This window comes from Rothia sp. 32237D007AR (assembly GCF_053544675.1).
This window is the reverse complement of sequence record NZ_JBPPUO010000006.1, coordinates 1-14,299: the sequence shown is the minus strand read 5'-3', so window position 1 is coordinate 14,299 and position 14,299 is coordinate 1. Positions and strand designations below refer to the sequence as shown.

15 protein-coding genes and 1 pseudogene are annotated in these 14,299 nt (G+C 56.0%); 1 reads left to right on the top strand and 15 read right to left on the bottom strand.

Features of this window, described 5'->3' with window-relative positions:
- Positions 1–51: 51 nt before the first annotated feature.
- The 9 genes from secF to ACED87_RS05285 form a co-directional block, all read right to left on the bottom strand.
- On the bottom strand, positions 52–1,128 hold the full coding sequence (gene secF, locus ACED87_RS05325) for a protein translocase subunit SecF (protein WP_449082880.1): 1,077 nt from the start codon (positions 1,126–1,128) through the stop codon (positions 52–54).
- Positions 1,121–2,827, bottom strand: a complete 1,707-nt coding sequence (gene secD / locus ACED87_RS05320) for a protein translocase subunit SecD (RefSeq protein ID WP_449082878.1) — start codon at positions 2,825–2,827, stop codon at positions 1,121–1,123. Before secD ends, secF begins: the two co-directional genes overlap by 8 nt.
- A gap of 86 nt (positions 2,828–2,913) precedes the next feature.
- Positions 2,914–3,264, bottom strand: coding sequence for a preprotein translocase subunit YajC (gene yajC / locus ACED87_RS05315; RefSeq protein ID WP_449082877.1), 351 nt, complete (start codon positions 3,262–3,264; stop codon positions 2,914–2,916).
- A 139-nt stretch (positions 3,265–3,403) separates the two neighbouring features.
- Positions 3,404–4,441, bottom strand: a complete 1,038-nt coding sequence (gene ruvB / locus ACED87_RS05310; protein WP_449082875.1) for a Holliday junction branch migration DNA helicase RuvB — start codon at positions 4,439–4,441, stop codon at positions 3,404–3,406.
- Between the two features lie 7 nt (positions 4,442–4,448).
- Positions 4,449–5,066 carry a Holliday junction branch migration protein RuvA gene (gene ruvA / locus ACED87_RS05305; RefSeq protein WP_449082874.1) on the bottom strand — a complete coding sequence of 206 codons (618 nt, stop codon included), beginning with the start codon at positions 5,064–5,066 and terminating at the stop codon, positions 4,449–4,451.
- A 41-nt stretch (positions 5,067–5,107) separates the two neighbouring features.
- On the bottom strand, positions 5,108–5,779 hold the full coding sequence (gene ruvC / locus ACED87_RS05300; protein WP_449082873.1) for a crossover junction endodeoxyribonuclease RuvC: 672 nt from the start codon (positions 5,777–5,779) through the stop codon (positions 5,108–5,110).
- Positions 5,780–5,802: 23 nt separating this feature from the next.
- Positions 5,803–6,561 carry a YebC/PmpR family DNA-binding transcriptional regulator gene (locus tag ACED87_RS05295; protein WP_449082871.1) on the bottom strand — a complete coding sequence of 253 codons (759 nt, stop codon included), beginning with the start codon at positions 6,559–6,561 and terminating at the stop codon, positions 5,803–5,805.
- Between the two features lie 63 nt (positions 6,562–6,624).
- Complete coding sequence (locus tag ACED87_RS05290; protein ID WP_449082869.1) at positions 6,625–7,404, bottom strand: type 1 glutamine amidotransferase; 780 nt, start codon at positions 7,402–7,404, stop codon at positions 6,625–6,627.
- On the bottom strand, positions 7,404–8,711 hold the full coding sequence (locus tag ACED87_RS05285) for a MurT ligase domain-containing protein (RefSeq protein WP_449083053.1): 1,308 nt from the start codon (positions 8,709–8,711) through the stop codon (positions 7,404–7,406). The genes ACED87_RS05290 and ACED87_RS05285 overlap by 1 nt, the downstream gene beginning before the upstream one ends.
- Positions 8,712–8,827: 116 nt before the next feature.
- Between ACED87_RS05285 and ACED87_RS05280 the strand changes: the two genes are divergently transcribed.
- A complete protein-coding gene (locus tag ACED87_RS05280; protein ID WP_449082867.1) occupies positions 8,828–9,817 on the top strand; it encodes a hypothetical protein in 990 nt (329 codons plus the stop codon).
- Between the two features lie 132 nt (positions 9,818–9,949).
- On the opposite strand, the gene ACED87_RS05275 is transcribed toward ACED87_RS05280, so the two are convergent.
- The 6 genes and pseudogenes from ACED87_RS05275 to ACED87_RS05250 all read right to left on the bottom strand — a co-directional run.
- On the bottom strand, positions 9,950–10,498 hold the full coding sequence (locus ACED87_RS05275; protein ID WP_449082866.1) for an HIT family protein: 549 nt from the start codon (positions 10,496–10,498) through the stop codon (positions 9,950–9,952).
- A gap of 168 nt (positions 10,499–10,666) precedes the next feature.
- A complete protein-coding gene (locus ACED87_RS05270; protein WP_449082864.1) occupies positions 10,667–11,950 on the bottom strand; it encodes a carboxylesterase family protein in 1,284 nt (427 codons plus the stop codon).
- A gap of 150 nt (positions 11,951–12,100) precedes the next feature.
- Positions 12,101–12,397, bottom strand: coding sequence for a type II toxin-antitoxin system RelE/ParE family toxin (locus ACED87_RS05265; protein WP_449082862.1), 297 nt, complete (start codon positions 12,395–12,397; stop codon positions 12,101–12,103).
- Entirely contained in the window at positions 12,397–12,669 is a 273-nt protein-coding gene (locus tag ACED87_RS05260; protein ID WP_449082860.1) for a type II toxin-antitoxin system RelB/DinJ family antitoxin, read from the bottom strand. Before ACED87_RS05260 ends, ACED87_RS05265 begins: the two co-directional genes overlap by 1 nt.
- A 652-nt stretch (positions 12,670–13,321) precedes the next feature.
- Positions 13,322–13,600: pseudogene (locus ACED87_RS05255) on the bottom strand (transposase family protein); the annotation flags it as partial.
- A 294-nt stretch (positions 13,601–13,894) separates the two neighbouring features.
- On the bottom strand, positions 13,895–14,299 hold a 405-nt coding region (locus tag ACED87_RS05250), incomplete at its 5' end, for a transposase family protein (RefSeq protein ID WP_449089665.1).

Here is a 14,299-nt window from a genome sequence, read left to right as displayed (position 1 = left end):
AGACACTAGGTCTACTCCCGTTCTTAAGACACAAAGCCCAAGCTAAGGGGGCTAGTTTCGCTCTAGGTTAACTTCATGCACAGTCACCGTAACCGGCGCAACCGGCTGGGCAGAAGCGTCCGGACGCTCCCTGGCCTCTTCAGCCTGACCCCGGCGGGCACGGCGCACCAGCTCAGTATGCTCACCTACACTCTTTTCACTCAAACGCAGGGCAGCATAGGCAGGAGCAGCCACAAAGAGAGTGCCCAAGGTGCCAACGATAATACCGATAAAGAGAGCTAGCGACAGGTCTTTGAGGGTGCCAGCGCCCAGTAGGAGAGAACCGATAAAGAGAATCGACCCCACCGGCAAAATACCCACAATCGAAGTATTGATAGAACGCACCAGAGTCTGATTAACCGCCAGATTAACCTGCTCAGCAAAGGTCGCATCACGGCGTTTCTCTAGCCCCTCAGTGTTCTCACGAATCTTATCGAAAACCACCACGGTGTCATAGAGCGAGTAGCTCAAGACGGTCAAAAAGCCGATGATCGCGCTGGGAGTAATCTCAAACCCAATCAGGGCATAAAGGCCCACCGTAGTCACGATAGTGAACACCAGGCCAGCAATCGCAGAGACTGACATCTTCCAGGTGCGGAAATACAGGGCCATGCCCACCATCACCAGCACAATAAACCAGATCAGACCCATCAGAGCCTGCCGAGTGACCCCCTCACCCCAGGTAGGGCCCACAAAAGATGAGGTTACCTGGTGGGCGCCCACACCATAGGCTGACTGCAAGGCCTGCCCCACAGCAAGAGTCTCATCATCAGTTAGTTCACCCATCTGAGCGCGCACAGTTCCCGCAGCGATATTGGTGACGCGCACATCGGTAGCCTCAGGGGCAGCGTCCGCAATAGCCTGCTGACCGGTTGCGATATCAGCATCAGCCACCTGCGAGACAGTGAACTCCGAGCCGCCCCGGAACTCAATGCCCAGGTTAAAGCCCCCACGTGCCACCGGCACCAGGGCTGCAAGCACCACAATGAGCAGGGCAAGCATCAGCCACAGACGGCGCTTAGGCACAAAGGCAAAGGATCGCTGACCAGAATGTAGTTCGTTACCGAACTGAGCCAGTTTATTAGCCACGGCGGGCCTCCTCAAGGTTAGTGGAATCTTCAGCTGCCTCAGCTGCCTCAGCGGCAAGACGCTGGCGGCGCTTACGCTCAGCCAAAGACAAAGAAGCCTCAGCATCATCAAGAGTGCGGACGCGCCCGGCACCCCGATACAGCGGAGTTGCACCCAGCGCCACCGGATCCATACCAGAGAAACGCCCACCATTGAGGAAGTAATCCTTACGGCCCAGTAGAACCATGAGCGGGTGGATGAAGAGGAAGGTAATCACCAGGTCTGACATCGCGGTCAAACCCAAGGTAAAAGCAAAACCACGCACGTTACCCACCGAAGCGAAATAAAGAACCACAGCAGCTAACAGGTTCACAGCCTTAGAGGCCATGATGGTGCGCTTGGCGCGCAACCAACCGTGGTCGATAGCAGCCGGAATAGTACGCCCAGCACGAATCTCATCACGAATACGCTCAAAGTAGACGATAAAAGAATCAGCCATCAGACCAATCGAAACAATCAGACCGGCAACACCCGCCAGCGATAGGCGATAGTTCATCAGGTGCCCCAACAGCACAATCACACCGTAAGAGAGCAGACCCGCCACAATAATCGAAGTGATATTAACAAGACCCACCAGACGGTACTGGAAAAGAGAATACATAAAGACCAGGAGCAGACCAATCAGACCAGCAATGAGGCCCATCTTCAACTGGTCAGCACCCAAGGTAGCAGAAATCTGCTGCTCAGACTGAATCGTGAAGCTAATAGGCAGAGCACCGTACTTGAGCTGCTCAGCCAGATTCGCTGCCTCTTGCTCAGTAAAGTTACCGGTAATCTGGGGCTGGCCGTTAGTAATCACTGCCTGAGTGACAGGAGAAGAGAGCACCTGCCCATCAAGCATGATGGCAAAACGGGCACGCGGGTCGGACGGGTTCGCCCCACGAATTGCGTTCAAGCGGGTGGTGACGTCCTTAAAAGTCTGGGTGGCAGCATCGTTAAAGACAATGTTCACACCCCACTGGCCGGTCGCAAAACCGGTCGAACTGGACACCTGCGAGTAGGAGGCAGTGCTAATATCGGTGCCCTCAATTTCAATGGGGCCCAGAATATACTTTTCGCCTCCATCTGAAGCGCAGGCAACAATAGCGGAGTTAGGGTCCTGGCCAGAGCTATCAAGGTTGGCAGGTACAGTACAATCTAGCTGCTCAAACTCACGCCACAGTTGAGGGGTGACCCAGTTATAGTCAGACCCGTCAGCTGGCTCAGCGGTCGGTTCCGGTAGAGAATCCTCAGGTGCAGCAGCGTCCGCCGCAACAGCCTGAGGGGCACCAGAATTAATGACGGGGCGGAAGCTCATCTGCGCCGAGGTCTGAATCAGGTCGCGGGTTTCGGCACTCAAAGTACCAGGCACCGAAACCACCACATTCTGACCAGACTGGGTGGTAACCTCAGCCTCCGCTACACCCGAACCATCGACGCGCTGGCGGATAATCTCAACCGCCTGGTCGAGCTGGTCAGCGGTAATCGCTTGGCCTGACGAATCATTAGACTCAGGTGACAGAATCAGCTGGGTGCCCCCTGAAAGGTCCAGAGCCAGCTTAGGTAGCCAGGTGCCCCCGGCAAAGGTGGTGCCGAAGATTGCTCCGGCAAGTAAGAGCAGCACCAGGGCCATAGAGGCAAGTGCGCCCCTGGCCTTGGCGGCGTAGGATGGTTGAGCCATCAGCGCCCCTTCAAGTAAGTGATTGCGTAAAACGTGAAAAAGCGCGCTACCTCTCTTCCAAGAGGTAGCGCACCCTAGATGATGGTTTAGTTTTTGGGGTCTTCTGCGACCTGACCCTGAATGGTAGGACGCTCAGCCTCAGCTACCGGAGCAACAGCAACAGTGTCTTCTTCGATGCTGGTCACCGTCATGAGGTGAACCTTCACCACGGTGCCCGGAGCGATTTCAAGCTGGGCGGTGCTGGCTTCTTTATCGATCGAAACAACAGAACCGTAAAGACCGAAATTGGTCATGACCTTAGTGCCGGGCACCATGGCGTCCTGACGTTCTTTAATCTGCTGCTGAGCCTTCTTTGCTCGACGTGCCGGCAATACAATCAGCACGAGCATCATAATGCCCAGAAGTAGAAGCATAAATACGGGTGAACCGGGTTCCACGAGATTCCCTCTTAACGTAAGTGATGGGGGTAAACAAACTAAAGCCCCATTCTATGCCACCTAGCTTGCAGTTAGCTGATTAGCCCCCGATATTACAAGCACCGGTAAGGCGCCAGCAGCACTGGCACAGGCGGGACACTCAAGGCAGTTCTGGTGCCTCAAGCCCCAGGTGCTCCCAGGCAGCAGGTAGAGCAACACGCCCGCGAGGTGTGCGACCTATCAGACCCTCACGCACCAGGTAAGGTTCAGCCACCGTCTCAACAGTCTCAGTCTCTTCACCCACAGCAATAGCTAGAGTAGATAGACCCACCGGCCCCCCACCAAACTTAGTGATAAGAGCTTCAAGGACAGCCCGGTCAAGGCGATCAAGGCCGCGCTCATCTACCTCATACATGTTCAAGGCAGTAGCAGCAGCAGAGGCCTCAATACGGCTAATACCATGCACCAGGGCCCAGTCACGCACACGGCGCAAAAGACGGTTGGCAATACGCGGCGTACCACGGGAACGGCCCGCAATCTCAGCGAAGCCCTCAGGGCTGATACTTAGTTCCATCAGACCAGCAGAGCGGCGAATAACACTCTCCAACTCCGCCACCGAATAAAATTCAAGGTGGCCGGTGAAACCAAAACGGTCACGCAAAGGCCCAGGGAGCAGACCAGCACGGGTAGTAGCACCCACCAGAGTAAAAGGCGGCAGCTCCAGAGGGATAGAGGTAGCGCCAGCGCCCTTACCCACCACAATATCCACACGGAAATCTTCCATGGCCATATAGAGCATCTCTTCAGCCGGGCGGCTCATACGGTGAATTTCATCAAGGAAAAGTACCTCACCAGGAGTCAGCGACGAAAGAATAGCGGCCAAATCACCAGAATGCTGAATAGCCGGGCCAGAAGTAATACGCAGCGGGGCATCCATCTCAGCGGCAATAATCATAGCCAGAGTAGTTTTACCCAAGCCAGGAGGGCCAGATAAGAGCACATGGTCGGCCGAGCGTCCGCGCATCTTTGAAGCCTCAAGCACCAAAGACAACTGCTGCCGCACCCGCTGCTGACCCACAAAATCATCAAGTGACTTGGGGCGCAGGGCGGCCTCAATCATCTTTTCTTCTGGCTCTTCATCCATAGACACCAGGCGCTGGCCAGGAATCTGGCTATCAGCGTGAGGGAACTGACTCATACTCTACCTATCGCCCCACCGTGTTCTGGCTCCCCAAAGAGGCCAAAACCCCACGCAGAGCCTCAGCCACACCCATAGTTTCAGCAGCCGGATTATGCTCAATAAAGGACCCAATAGCGCCCTCAGCATCCCGCTCAGACCAGCCCAGGCTAGTCAAAGCGTCCTGCACCTGAGGCTTCCAACTCACACCCTGATCCATGGGCAACTGGTCAGTGGCACCATCTGCCAAAATCAGCTTGCCAGCAAGCTCTAAGACGATGCGGCGCGCCCCCTTAGGGCCAATACCGGGCACCTTAGTGAAAGCTTTATCGTCACCGGTGGCAACAGCACGCTCAACCTCAGCCGGGGTATGCACACCCAACACGGCAAGAGCAATCCGCGGGCCGATACCAGAGACCGATAGCATCATGTCAAAGACCTCACGCTCAGCAGGCTCAGCGAACCCGTAGAGAGTCATCGAGTCCTCACGCACAATCATGGTGGTCAGAACCGTAGCCTTCTCCCCCAGACGCAACTGCGAGGCGGTGCGGGCATTGAGATGCACCAGCATGCCAAAACCATTGACGTCGATAACAGCGGTCTCTAACCCCAAGTGGGTGACAGTACCGGTCAGTGAGCTAATCATGAAACCAATTCTATTCGAATATATGTACTAATACAAGGAGCCTACCGGCGGGCCCTCGCCTCCGCCTGCATCCAGGCCCGCTGGGCAGGAGTAAGCTGGGCAGACCGCCTAGCAGCAGCCGGGTTAGACCCCTGGTGAGTCTGCGTCCTAGCAGCCATATTAATACCAGAACCAATACCACCACCACGCCAGCCATGACAGATAGCAAGAGCCAAAGCATCCGCAGCGTCCGCCGGTTTAGGCATAGCATCAAGCCCCAAAATACGTGTGACCATACGCCCCACCGAAGCCTTATCAGCCCGGCCCGAACCCGTCACCGCAGCCTTCACCTCCGAAGGAGTATGAAAATGCACCGGAACACCGCGCGCAGCAGCCGCAGCAATCACCACACCAGACGCATGAGCGGTACCAATGACCGTATTAACCTGCTCCTGAGCAAACACACGCTCAATCGCCAGCGCATCAGGCTGATAAGTATCAAGCCAGGCCTCAGCCGCCCGAAAAATCTTCAAAATACGGGCATCCAGGCTCTCCGATGCGGCAGTACCTGCCACCCCCACATTCACAAAATGGGCTTTACGGTTAGCCGTCATATCAACCAAGCCAAAACCGCACCTGGTCAAACCTGGGTCAACCCCCAGAATGCGGGCAGCGCCCGGAACTCGCTGGGCGGGTTCCGGGCGCTGGTGCGAAGTGCCGTGAACAGGGCTCACGCACTCCCCCTTTCTACAGCCGTTTATTCAGCTTCCAGCTCGGCCATCACGTCTTCGTTGATGTCTGCGTTAGAGTAGACGTTCTGAACATCGTCAAGCTCTTCAATAGCGTCAGCCAGCTTGAGGAACTTCTTAGCACCTTCGGCATCCAAATCTACCTGCATGGTGGGGCGGAAGACCGGGTCATCGTTGTTGTATTCAAGTTCTGCTTCTTCCAGAGCCTTACGGATAGCAGGCAGGTCGGTAGCCTCAGAAACAACGGTGAAGATATCGCCCTCGTCAATAACTTCCTCAGCACCTGCGTCCAACACAGCCATGAGGACGTCATCCTCAGTCAGGCCCTCAGTCTTAGCGACTTCGGCAACGCCCTTGCGCTCAAAGAGGAAGGCTACAGAACCGGAGTCTGCCATGGTGCCGCCGTTGCGGGTCACAGCGGTACGAACCTCTGCTGCTGCACGGTTGCGGTTATCGGTCAGACATTCAATGTAAAGGGCGGTACCCTGGGGGCCACGAGCCTCGTACATGATTTCGGTGTAGTCAATGGCTTCACCGGTCAGACCGGCACCACGCTTGATGGCGCGCTCAACGTTGTCGTTGGGCACAGAGTTCTTCTTAGCCTTTGAGACAGCCAGGTCCAGGGCGGGGTTACCTGCCGGGTCGGGCCCACCCATACGCGCTGCAACTTCAATTGCCTTGATGTACTTAGCAAAAGCCTTGGCGCGCTTGGCGTCAATGGCGGCCTTCTTGTGCTTGGTTGTGGCCCATTTGGAGTGACCTGACATGATTCTCCTTATTCGTCTGATGCGCCCACACACGGGGGTAGGCGCGATGTACCTCGTACTATTCTAGCGCGGACGGGCGGACGCTGAGGCGCGCGCCTTCTCCACCAGGGTGTCGTCAATGACGACGGGGGTGAACTCACCGTACTTCTTGATAGCTGCCTGCTTAATCAGGAAGTCCGAGATAGCAGGGTTCTTAGGGAGCAAGGAGCCGTGCAGGTAGGTTCCGATGACATTATGCACGCGGGCACCTTCACCAGAATCTTCCTTATTATTGCCCTCCCCCTTAGTCACGGTGGCCAGGGGCTTGGTGTCACCGGCTAGATAGGTCAGACCCGAGTGATTTTCAAAGCCAATAATGGTGCCGAACTCTTCAGATTCTTCAACGATGTTGCCAATCAGGCGTTCTTCGCCGCCGACAGTCTTAGCATCAAAGACACGGATACCGTTCAAGGTGGCGCCACTGACCGTTTTAAACTCTTTACCAAAGAGCTGGTACAGGCCGCAGATGACCAGCATGGGGGTGCCGTCCTCTGCCAGCATACGCAGGGTTTCAGCGTTAGCCAGTAGGTCCTCCTGAATCACCGACTGGCCCGAGTCTTGGCCACCGCCACCCACAAAGATATCACCGTCAAGCGGGAATTCATCACCGGGGTTGTAGTCCACAATTTCAGTGGTAAAACCGTGGGCCTGGGCACGACGAGACAGCGAGAGGGTGTTGCCCCAGTCCCCATAGATGTTCATGTCTCTAGGGTAAAGCTGCACAATTTTGAGGCTCTTATTGTTCCCGGTCTGGGTGATAATCTGCTCGCCCGCCTCTACCGGTGCATTCTCAAAATCGTTCATTAGATTTCCTCCACATCGGTAATTTTTGCCAGTTCCTTACGGATAGCCAGCATGGCGGTGTAAGTGCAGAAGATGCGCATGGGGCGCCCCTCAGACTTAGCAATAAAAGTGGCCAAAGCTTCTTCAAGGTTCTCATTGATGTTCTCAACAAAAACATCATCGTGCTGCAAACGCAGGGCCATATCGTAGGCGCGCACACCAGAAACCATAGTGACACCGCCCTGCACCAAGGAATGGAAATCAACATCCCAGAGCCAGGAAACATCGCGCCCATCAGCGTAAGCATCATTGATAGTGATCATAGTGGCATAGTCCTGGGCATCAGCGGACGCCAGAGACAGGCGGAAACCACTCGGATTCTTCACCAGCAGCAGTTGCAGGGTCTGGCCCTTAACGTTGAGGGTTTCACCGCGACCAAAAGCCGGGGCAATATGCTCAAGCTCAGCCAAAAGCTTAGTCTCGTTGAGAGCATCTCCCATGACCTCACGCGTCAGGGCCATAGCAGCTGCAGCGTTAAAAATGTTATAGACACCGTAAAGGTTAATGGTGCCCGCCAACTCCTTACCAGCCACATCAAAGGTAGCGGCAGCTCCCTTAAAATCCTTAAGCAAGACGGACGCCCCCGGCAACTCCGGTGCCAGACCACCGGCGTCCGCACCCCCAGCACCCTCAGGGCTCGTACGCAAACCATCATCAGAAGGGAAAAGAGCACGCAACTTCTCAGACAAACCAAAGTAGCTCACCTGCGTACCAGGCTGAACATTCTCAGCCAAAGAACGAATACGCGGGTCTTCACGATTAAGCACCACCGTGCCAGTGGTTGCACCGGCCACAGTAGCCAGCATGCGGCGGGTCGCATCAATCTCACCGAAACGATCCAACTGATCCCGCAAAACGTTCAAGAGCAGCGCGTAATCGGGCTTGACCTTACGCACAAAGTGCACGGCATGCGCCTCATCTAGCTCAAGCACCGCAATATCAGCATCCAGCTTGCCGCTCAGGCTCATCTCACCCAGCAAAGCCGCAGCCACACCACGCACAAAATTAGAGCCAGTGCGGTTAGTGAAAACCTTCAGCCCCTGAGCCTCCAACAACTGCACAACCATCTTGGTTGTGGTGGTCTTACCGTTCGTACCCGAAACAACAACCACACCGCGCGGCAGCTTAGCAAGCTCCTCAGCCACAAAATTAGGGTGCAACTTCTCCATCACCAAGCCCGGGAAAGCAGAACCGCCCCCACGCAACTTGGTCGCATAACGAATGCCTTGGCCAACAAGGCGAACAACAGGTCGTGACATGGTGACTATCATACCTTGCACACACCAGGCAGCAAGAGAGAACGCACCTACCCCCTACGTACTACCACACGTAAAATTGAGAAAAGAGAACACCAAAACGCCGACCAACGAAACCTACCACACCCATGAATAACCCCATCAACCCACTCGTAACCCACCCCGAATTTATTTGGCGTGACATCACCTGGCGCAACCGCGCCCCCTACCTCAAAATTGAGCCCCTTACAGACGGTCAACCAAGCGGCAAGATTGAAACTATCACCATAACCCCCGGCAGCTTCCTCGGCCTGCAAACCCTCCCAGCAGACGCACGCGGCGCAGGCACCTACTGCACCGGCTACGCCAAAGCCAACACCGACAGCATCGGCTTCCACCAAGTCCCCTGCCCCCACCACGCCACACTCACCAAAGGCAAACAGTGCAACCTATGCTTCGCACGGGACGAATTCGCCCCCATCCACCGCATACACATAGGCTCCCGCATGACCGAAGCAGCCCTAGCCTACGTCAACCTAGAACACTACCTCTACATAGCAACCTTCCCCGACGGCACCTCCAAAGTCGGAACCGCCTCCCTACACTCCAACCCACGCCGCCTAGACGACCAGGCAGTCGCCGCCGCAACCTTCGTAGCCCGAGCTGACACCGGCATCATCATACGCCAGCTAGAAGACCTCGTTTCACACGAAGCCAACCTCACCCAGTTCAAACACGCCTCCACCAAATACAAGGCCTGGGTAGACCCCGCCAGCACCGAACACCTCAAATCAGCACACTACATGGCCGTAGAAAACGCCACCTGGGCACTCGACAACGCCCAAGACACCATCGACGGCTTCGACATCACCGCAAACCGCTGGGTGCCCTCAGCTGCGATGAGCCGCGCCTACGCGTCCTTACGGGCAGAAAACCCCGAACCGCTCAGCGCCCACCCCACCCTCACAGAAGGCGCACACGGCTTCTACATCAGCGGCGGCACCGGCAAATTCCTCACCGCCCACTTCGGGGACCCCGACCAGACCTTCCTCATCAACACCGCAGAACTCTCCAACAGGGCCTGCCGCAGCTTCGGGGAACTCACTCCCCCAGCGTCCGTGCAGGAATCCCTGTTCTAGAAATATAGTCGCCATAAGGCAGCAGGCAAGCCAAACGCCCGCCGACCCTCTGATATCTCGCGCTGGGGCGCTCGATATCATTCACGCCAGCCCCGAGCCAGCGGGCTTACTTAGCTTTCCTGCTGCCTCCGCTTAGCAATCCCAGGCAGCACTGAGCAGATCCCGAATCTCACCCAGAGTCTGCGTAACCGTCTTGGTGCCCGCAACAATGGGCAGGAAGTTGGTGTCCCCGCTCCAACGCGGCACAATATGCTGGTGCAGGTGAGCAGCAACCCCTGCCCCGCCAACCTTGCCCTGGTTCATACCGATGTTGAACCCCTCCGCCCTGCTGACCTGCCGCAAAATGCCCATAGCCTTCTGGGTGAGAGCAGCAATTTCAGCGGTTTCCTCAGGCGTGGCGTCATCATAATTCGGGATGTGCCGGTAGGGGCAGACCAGCAGATGCCCCGGGTTATAGGGGTAGAGGTTAAGAATGACGTAGGCGCGCTCGCCACGGTGCACAATCAGCGACTCAGCGTCACTGCGGGCTGGGGCCTCGCAGAAGGGGCAGGTGTTCTCGGTGTAATCCTTCTGCCCGCCCTTCACGTAGGCGCGGCGGTGGGGCGTCCAGAGACGCTGAAAAGCATCTGGGACGCCGGGGAGCTCAAAATCGTCGGTGGTGTAGCTGGGGTTTTCTACCATGAACCCAGTTTATCCCGAGGTGCAGGCAGGACGCCGTCTAGCGCCGGGTGCGCGTGGACGGCTCATAGCGCAACTGCCTCTTTGAGAGTTTCGGGTGTGGCTTTCACAGTTTCCAATTTAGTTGGTCAAGGCTTTGTTGCGGTAAGTCTCCCCCGCGTTTACACCACTCTAGGGTATCTCCCGCAGCCTGGCGGCCTCGAAATGCTCCCGGGGGTACTGCCCCGTATGCGCGAAACCAGCCCAGATAGCGCGCAGAGCCTCCCCCTGGGTCTGCTGCTGGGCCCGGTCTGCCCCAGCCCAGAGGCTACTACCCTCCCAGATAGGGTTATCAAAGAGCAGAGCCAAATCAGTGCAATGAACAGATTCCATAGGGTGCCCCACTGCGCCTGTTGCCAGCTGGTAGGCAAGGGCCTGGCCGCCGGCGTCCTGGTGCCGCTGGGCAAAGTGACGGGCCGGTTGGGCGTAGAGCCTGCGGGAGAACTGGCAGATCAACCGGTCAAGGACGGCCCGCTGGGCACGCCCTGCCCTCCCAGTTAGGTGCGGGGTGAAATAGCCGGATTCTCGTTCCATGGACCCCACCAGCACCTTGAACTTCCCTGCGACGGCCCGGTAGGCGGCGTCCTCGTCCTCTTCGGCAGGTAGGGGGTAGTGCCCGTACTGGCAGCCGAAGGGCATCATGGCGCGGTCAAGGCCAAAACGGAAAGGATTGGCCATGACGTGCTTGTGGGCGGCTTCTCCCCAGGTTTGTGCTGGTGCTCCCTGCGGTATGCCCTGAGTTGCGGTGAGTAGGTGGCGGGTCATGGCGTCCTTGCCGTGGATAAGGTGCAAGGGGGCGCTTTGAATGATGGCCTGCTGGAAGAGGTTTTCTTGGGCCACGCCGTCTGTGATCATGAGGCGGGCTACCAGGTCGCCACCGGCTGATTGGCCAAAGGCGGTGACGCGGTCAGGGTCTCCCCCGAAGTCTGCGATATGACGTTGCACCCAGCGCAGGGCCTGGCGGGCATCAAGTAACCCTAAGTTGGCCGGGCGGCTTGGCGTGCCGCCCATAAACCCCAGGTAGCCCAGCCGGTGCGTCACTTTGACCACGATCAGGCGGTGCTCGATGACCAGCAGGTAGGGGTCGTATCGCTGCCCGTCCCCGGAGCCGTAAATGTAGGATCCACCGTGGAAGAAGACCATGACCGGCAGGTTCTCGCCCGGCGCTGTACCGGCCGGGGTGACGATGGTGAGGTTCTGGCAATCTTCGCTCAGGTGCGCCGTCTGCCGCATACCCTTTTTGCCGGGGCGCACGTGCTGGGGTGCAGCAGGTGCCGGGTCGGTTGCGGTGAAGTCTGCGGGTAAGTTCTCTAAACCGAGCGGACGCGGCGACGCAAACCTCTCTGCCCGCGCGTAGGGAATACCGCGATAGTAGTGGGCGGCCTTAATTGTTTCACCGAGACGGGCAATGTTCATAGGGTGGTCCTTGCAGGTAGGTGTATATCAGCGATGACTGTGCTGATGTTCCACAGAATCAGGTGGTTGCTGTGGTCAACAACTGTTGAGTGGTTGCGATGTTCGATGATTGCAGCAAAGAGTACCCCTGTATGTGTGCGGGGTGCCCCTTCATTTCCTGACCAGCTGGTCATGTGTCCCAGTTCTCTGGAAGTAGGCAGTCTTGTTATCTTCGTACCAAATTAATAACCAGTCGCCAGCATTAGCTATATGGCATTCTTGGCTCCCCAGCCACTCACCTTTGAGAGAATGTATTCGGTGCCGTTGACGTAGTACCTGTTGAGCCTCGGCTGTATTTTCTAGCACTAGGCTGATGACTTCTCGCAAGGGAGCCATATCCGTATGCTTCTTTTTTAAACGCTTTACGTCTCGGTGAAATGCAGAGCTGTAATCTGCGGTAAGGCCCATTAGATACCCAGGTCGTTGAAGAGCTCTTCAGCGTTAGTGAACCTACCTTTTCGACCGCTGGCGAAGAATTCTTCTGCTTCCCGAATAGCTTCAAGCGAATCGGCATTGGGTTTGGGGTCGCCCACCATGAAGGGGATTCGGTTCTCTCTGATAGCCTGCTTGACGAACATGTTGATTGCGGTGGACATGTTGAGCCCAAGCTCCTTAAAGAGAGCCTCGCCTTCTTGTTTCGTTTGAGCATCCATACGGACGCTAATACTGGTAGTAGCCACTACAAACCTCCTAAAGAAAAATACACTGTATATACAGCGTAGCATCATAGTGGTGGGGTGGCACCCCCTGCTGGCAATCTAGAAACGCTTTTTTATACCCGACTACCGGCTAATGTTTGTCTCGCAGAATAAGTTCAAGGTCATTCCTTTACTCGATGTCAGATTAGGCAGGCTGTCTGAAGAGGACACCCAGGAACTCTTTGACTGGGATGCAGAAGCCCAAGGGCGTTTCAAAAAAGCACGCACTCAGTCTGGCTCGCAGAAAGCTGAGGGTTATTCATAAAGAGTGCCCAACAACTAAAAACACCCCCACCGCCAAAAACACCTACCCACAAGACCCCAAGCAGCCGCCGAAAACCCGATTACAAAACACCCTAAATCTTCACCTGCGCAATGACATTCCACCACCGCTCACAGCTTATCGATAATACGGCTACTATCTCCTTTACAGCCTCAAGTGAGCGTTTTCACCCCAGACTTACACTGAGCAAGGGATTCAACAACCTCAACCCGACGGTAGCCCCTATCAACAAGGATCATCTCCTCCACATACTTGTGTAAAACCGTGCTCCTTGACGGCATAAACATCACGCCAAGCACCAGGTAGCCGGTCAGTAATAACAAGGAGTCTACCGTCAATGGTGCAGATGACCTAGTGGTTGTAGCCAACACGTTTATCTTTGCCTGAAAAGTTTATTTCACCTCGCCAGTTCCAAACCGGTACCAGTGTGCTGTTGATGACCAGTGAACCTGGTGCTTTGAGTGCTTTGTCTAGGGGTTGGATCAGTGGTGTGAGGATTTTATCCAGTGCCGTCTTGATCCGGTTGATGGTTCTTGAAACTGTCGGTTGGGATATGCCGTAGAGGGCTGGGAGGAGCTCGTCGGTGAGGTTGTGCCGGTGGTAGGGCAAAGTAGCTTTGAGTGCCTGGGGTAGGGTGAGCGCTGGTGGTCTGCCTCCTGGTTTTCCCTAGGTGAGATGGTTGTTTAGGGCGTGTAGTAGCGTGGGTGTTTTGCGTAGTTGTTAGCCTGGTTGTACGTTGGTGGGGTAACGGTCTTTTCCGGTTGGTGTAAGGTTATGTGTAGAGGTTTAATGCTCATTTTTTGCTACTGGTGGGGCTGTTATTTAGTTGGCGGGTGTGGGGTGTGTTCCTACTTGTGAATAAGCCTCAATGTGTCAGAAGCTAAATTGACGCTATTTGGCTAAAATTGCTGGAAGCTATGAGGCTTATTCAAAAGTCCCACCCGCAGCCAAAAACACCAACCCCCGCACCACCGCAAACACCCGCCCATACAACCCCAACGGCCGCCTAAACCCTGTATGAAGAATCCGCCAAGTCTTGATGTGAGCGATAACCCGCTCCACCACCGACCGCAGCCGATTCAGCACCCGATTATTCCGCCTCTGCTCCCGACTCAGCCGCTGACCCGGCTTGCGCCTGGCCGGGGTAGCCAACCCCAACCCGATATAGCCCTTATCAGCCACAGTGCTCTCATCAAGATATCTTTCCAAGCCATGATGTTTGAAGGCGTAAGCATCATGCCTGGCCCCGGGCACCGGGTCTGTGATAGCCAGCAACTTTCCATCCAAGGTGCAAATGACTTGGTGGTTGAATCCGGCTCGTTTGTGCTT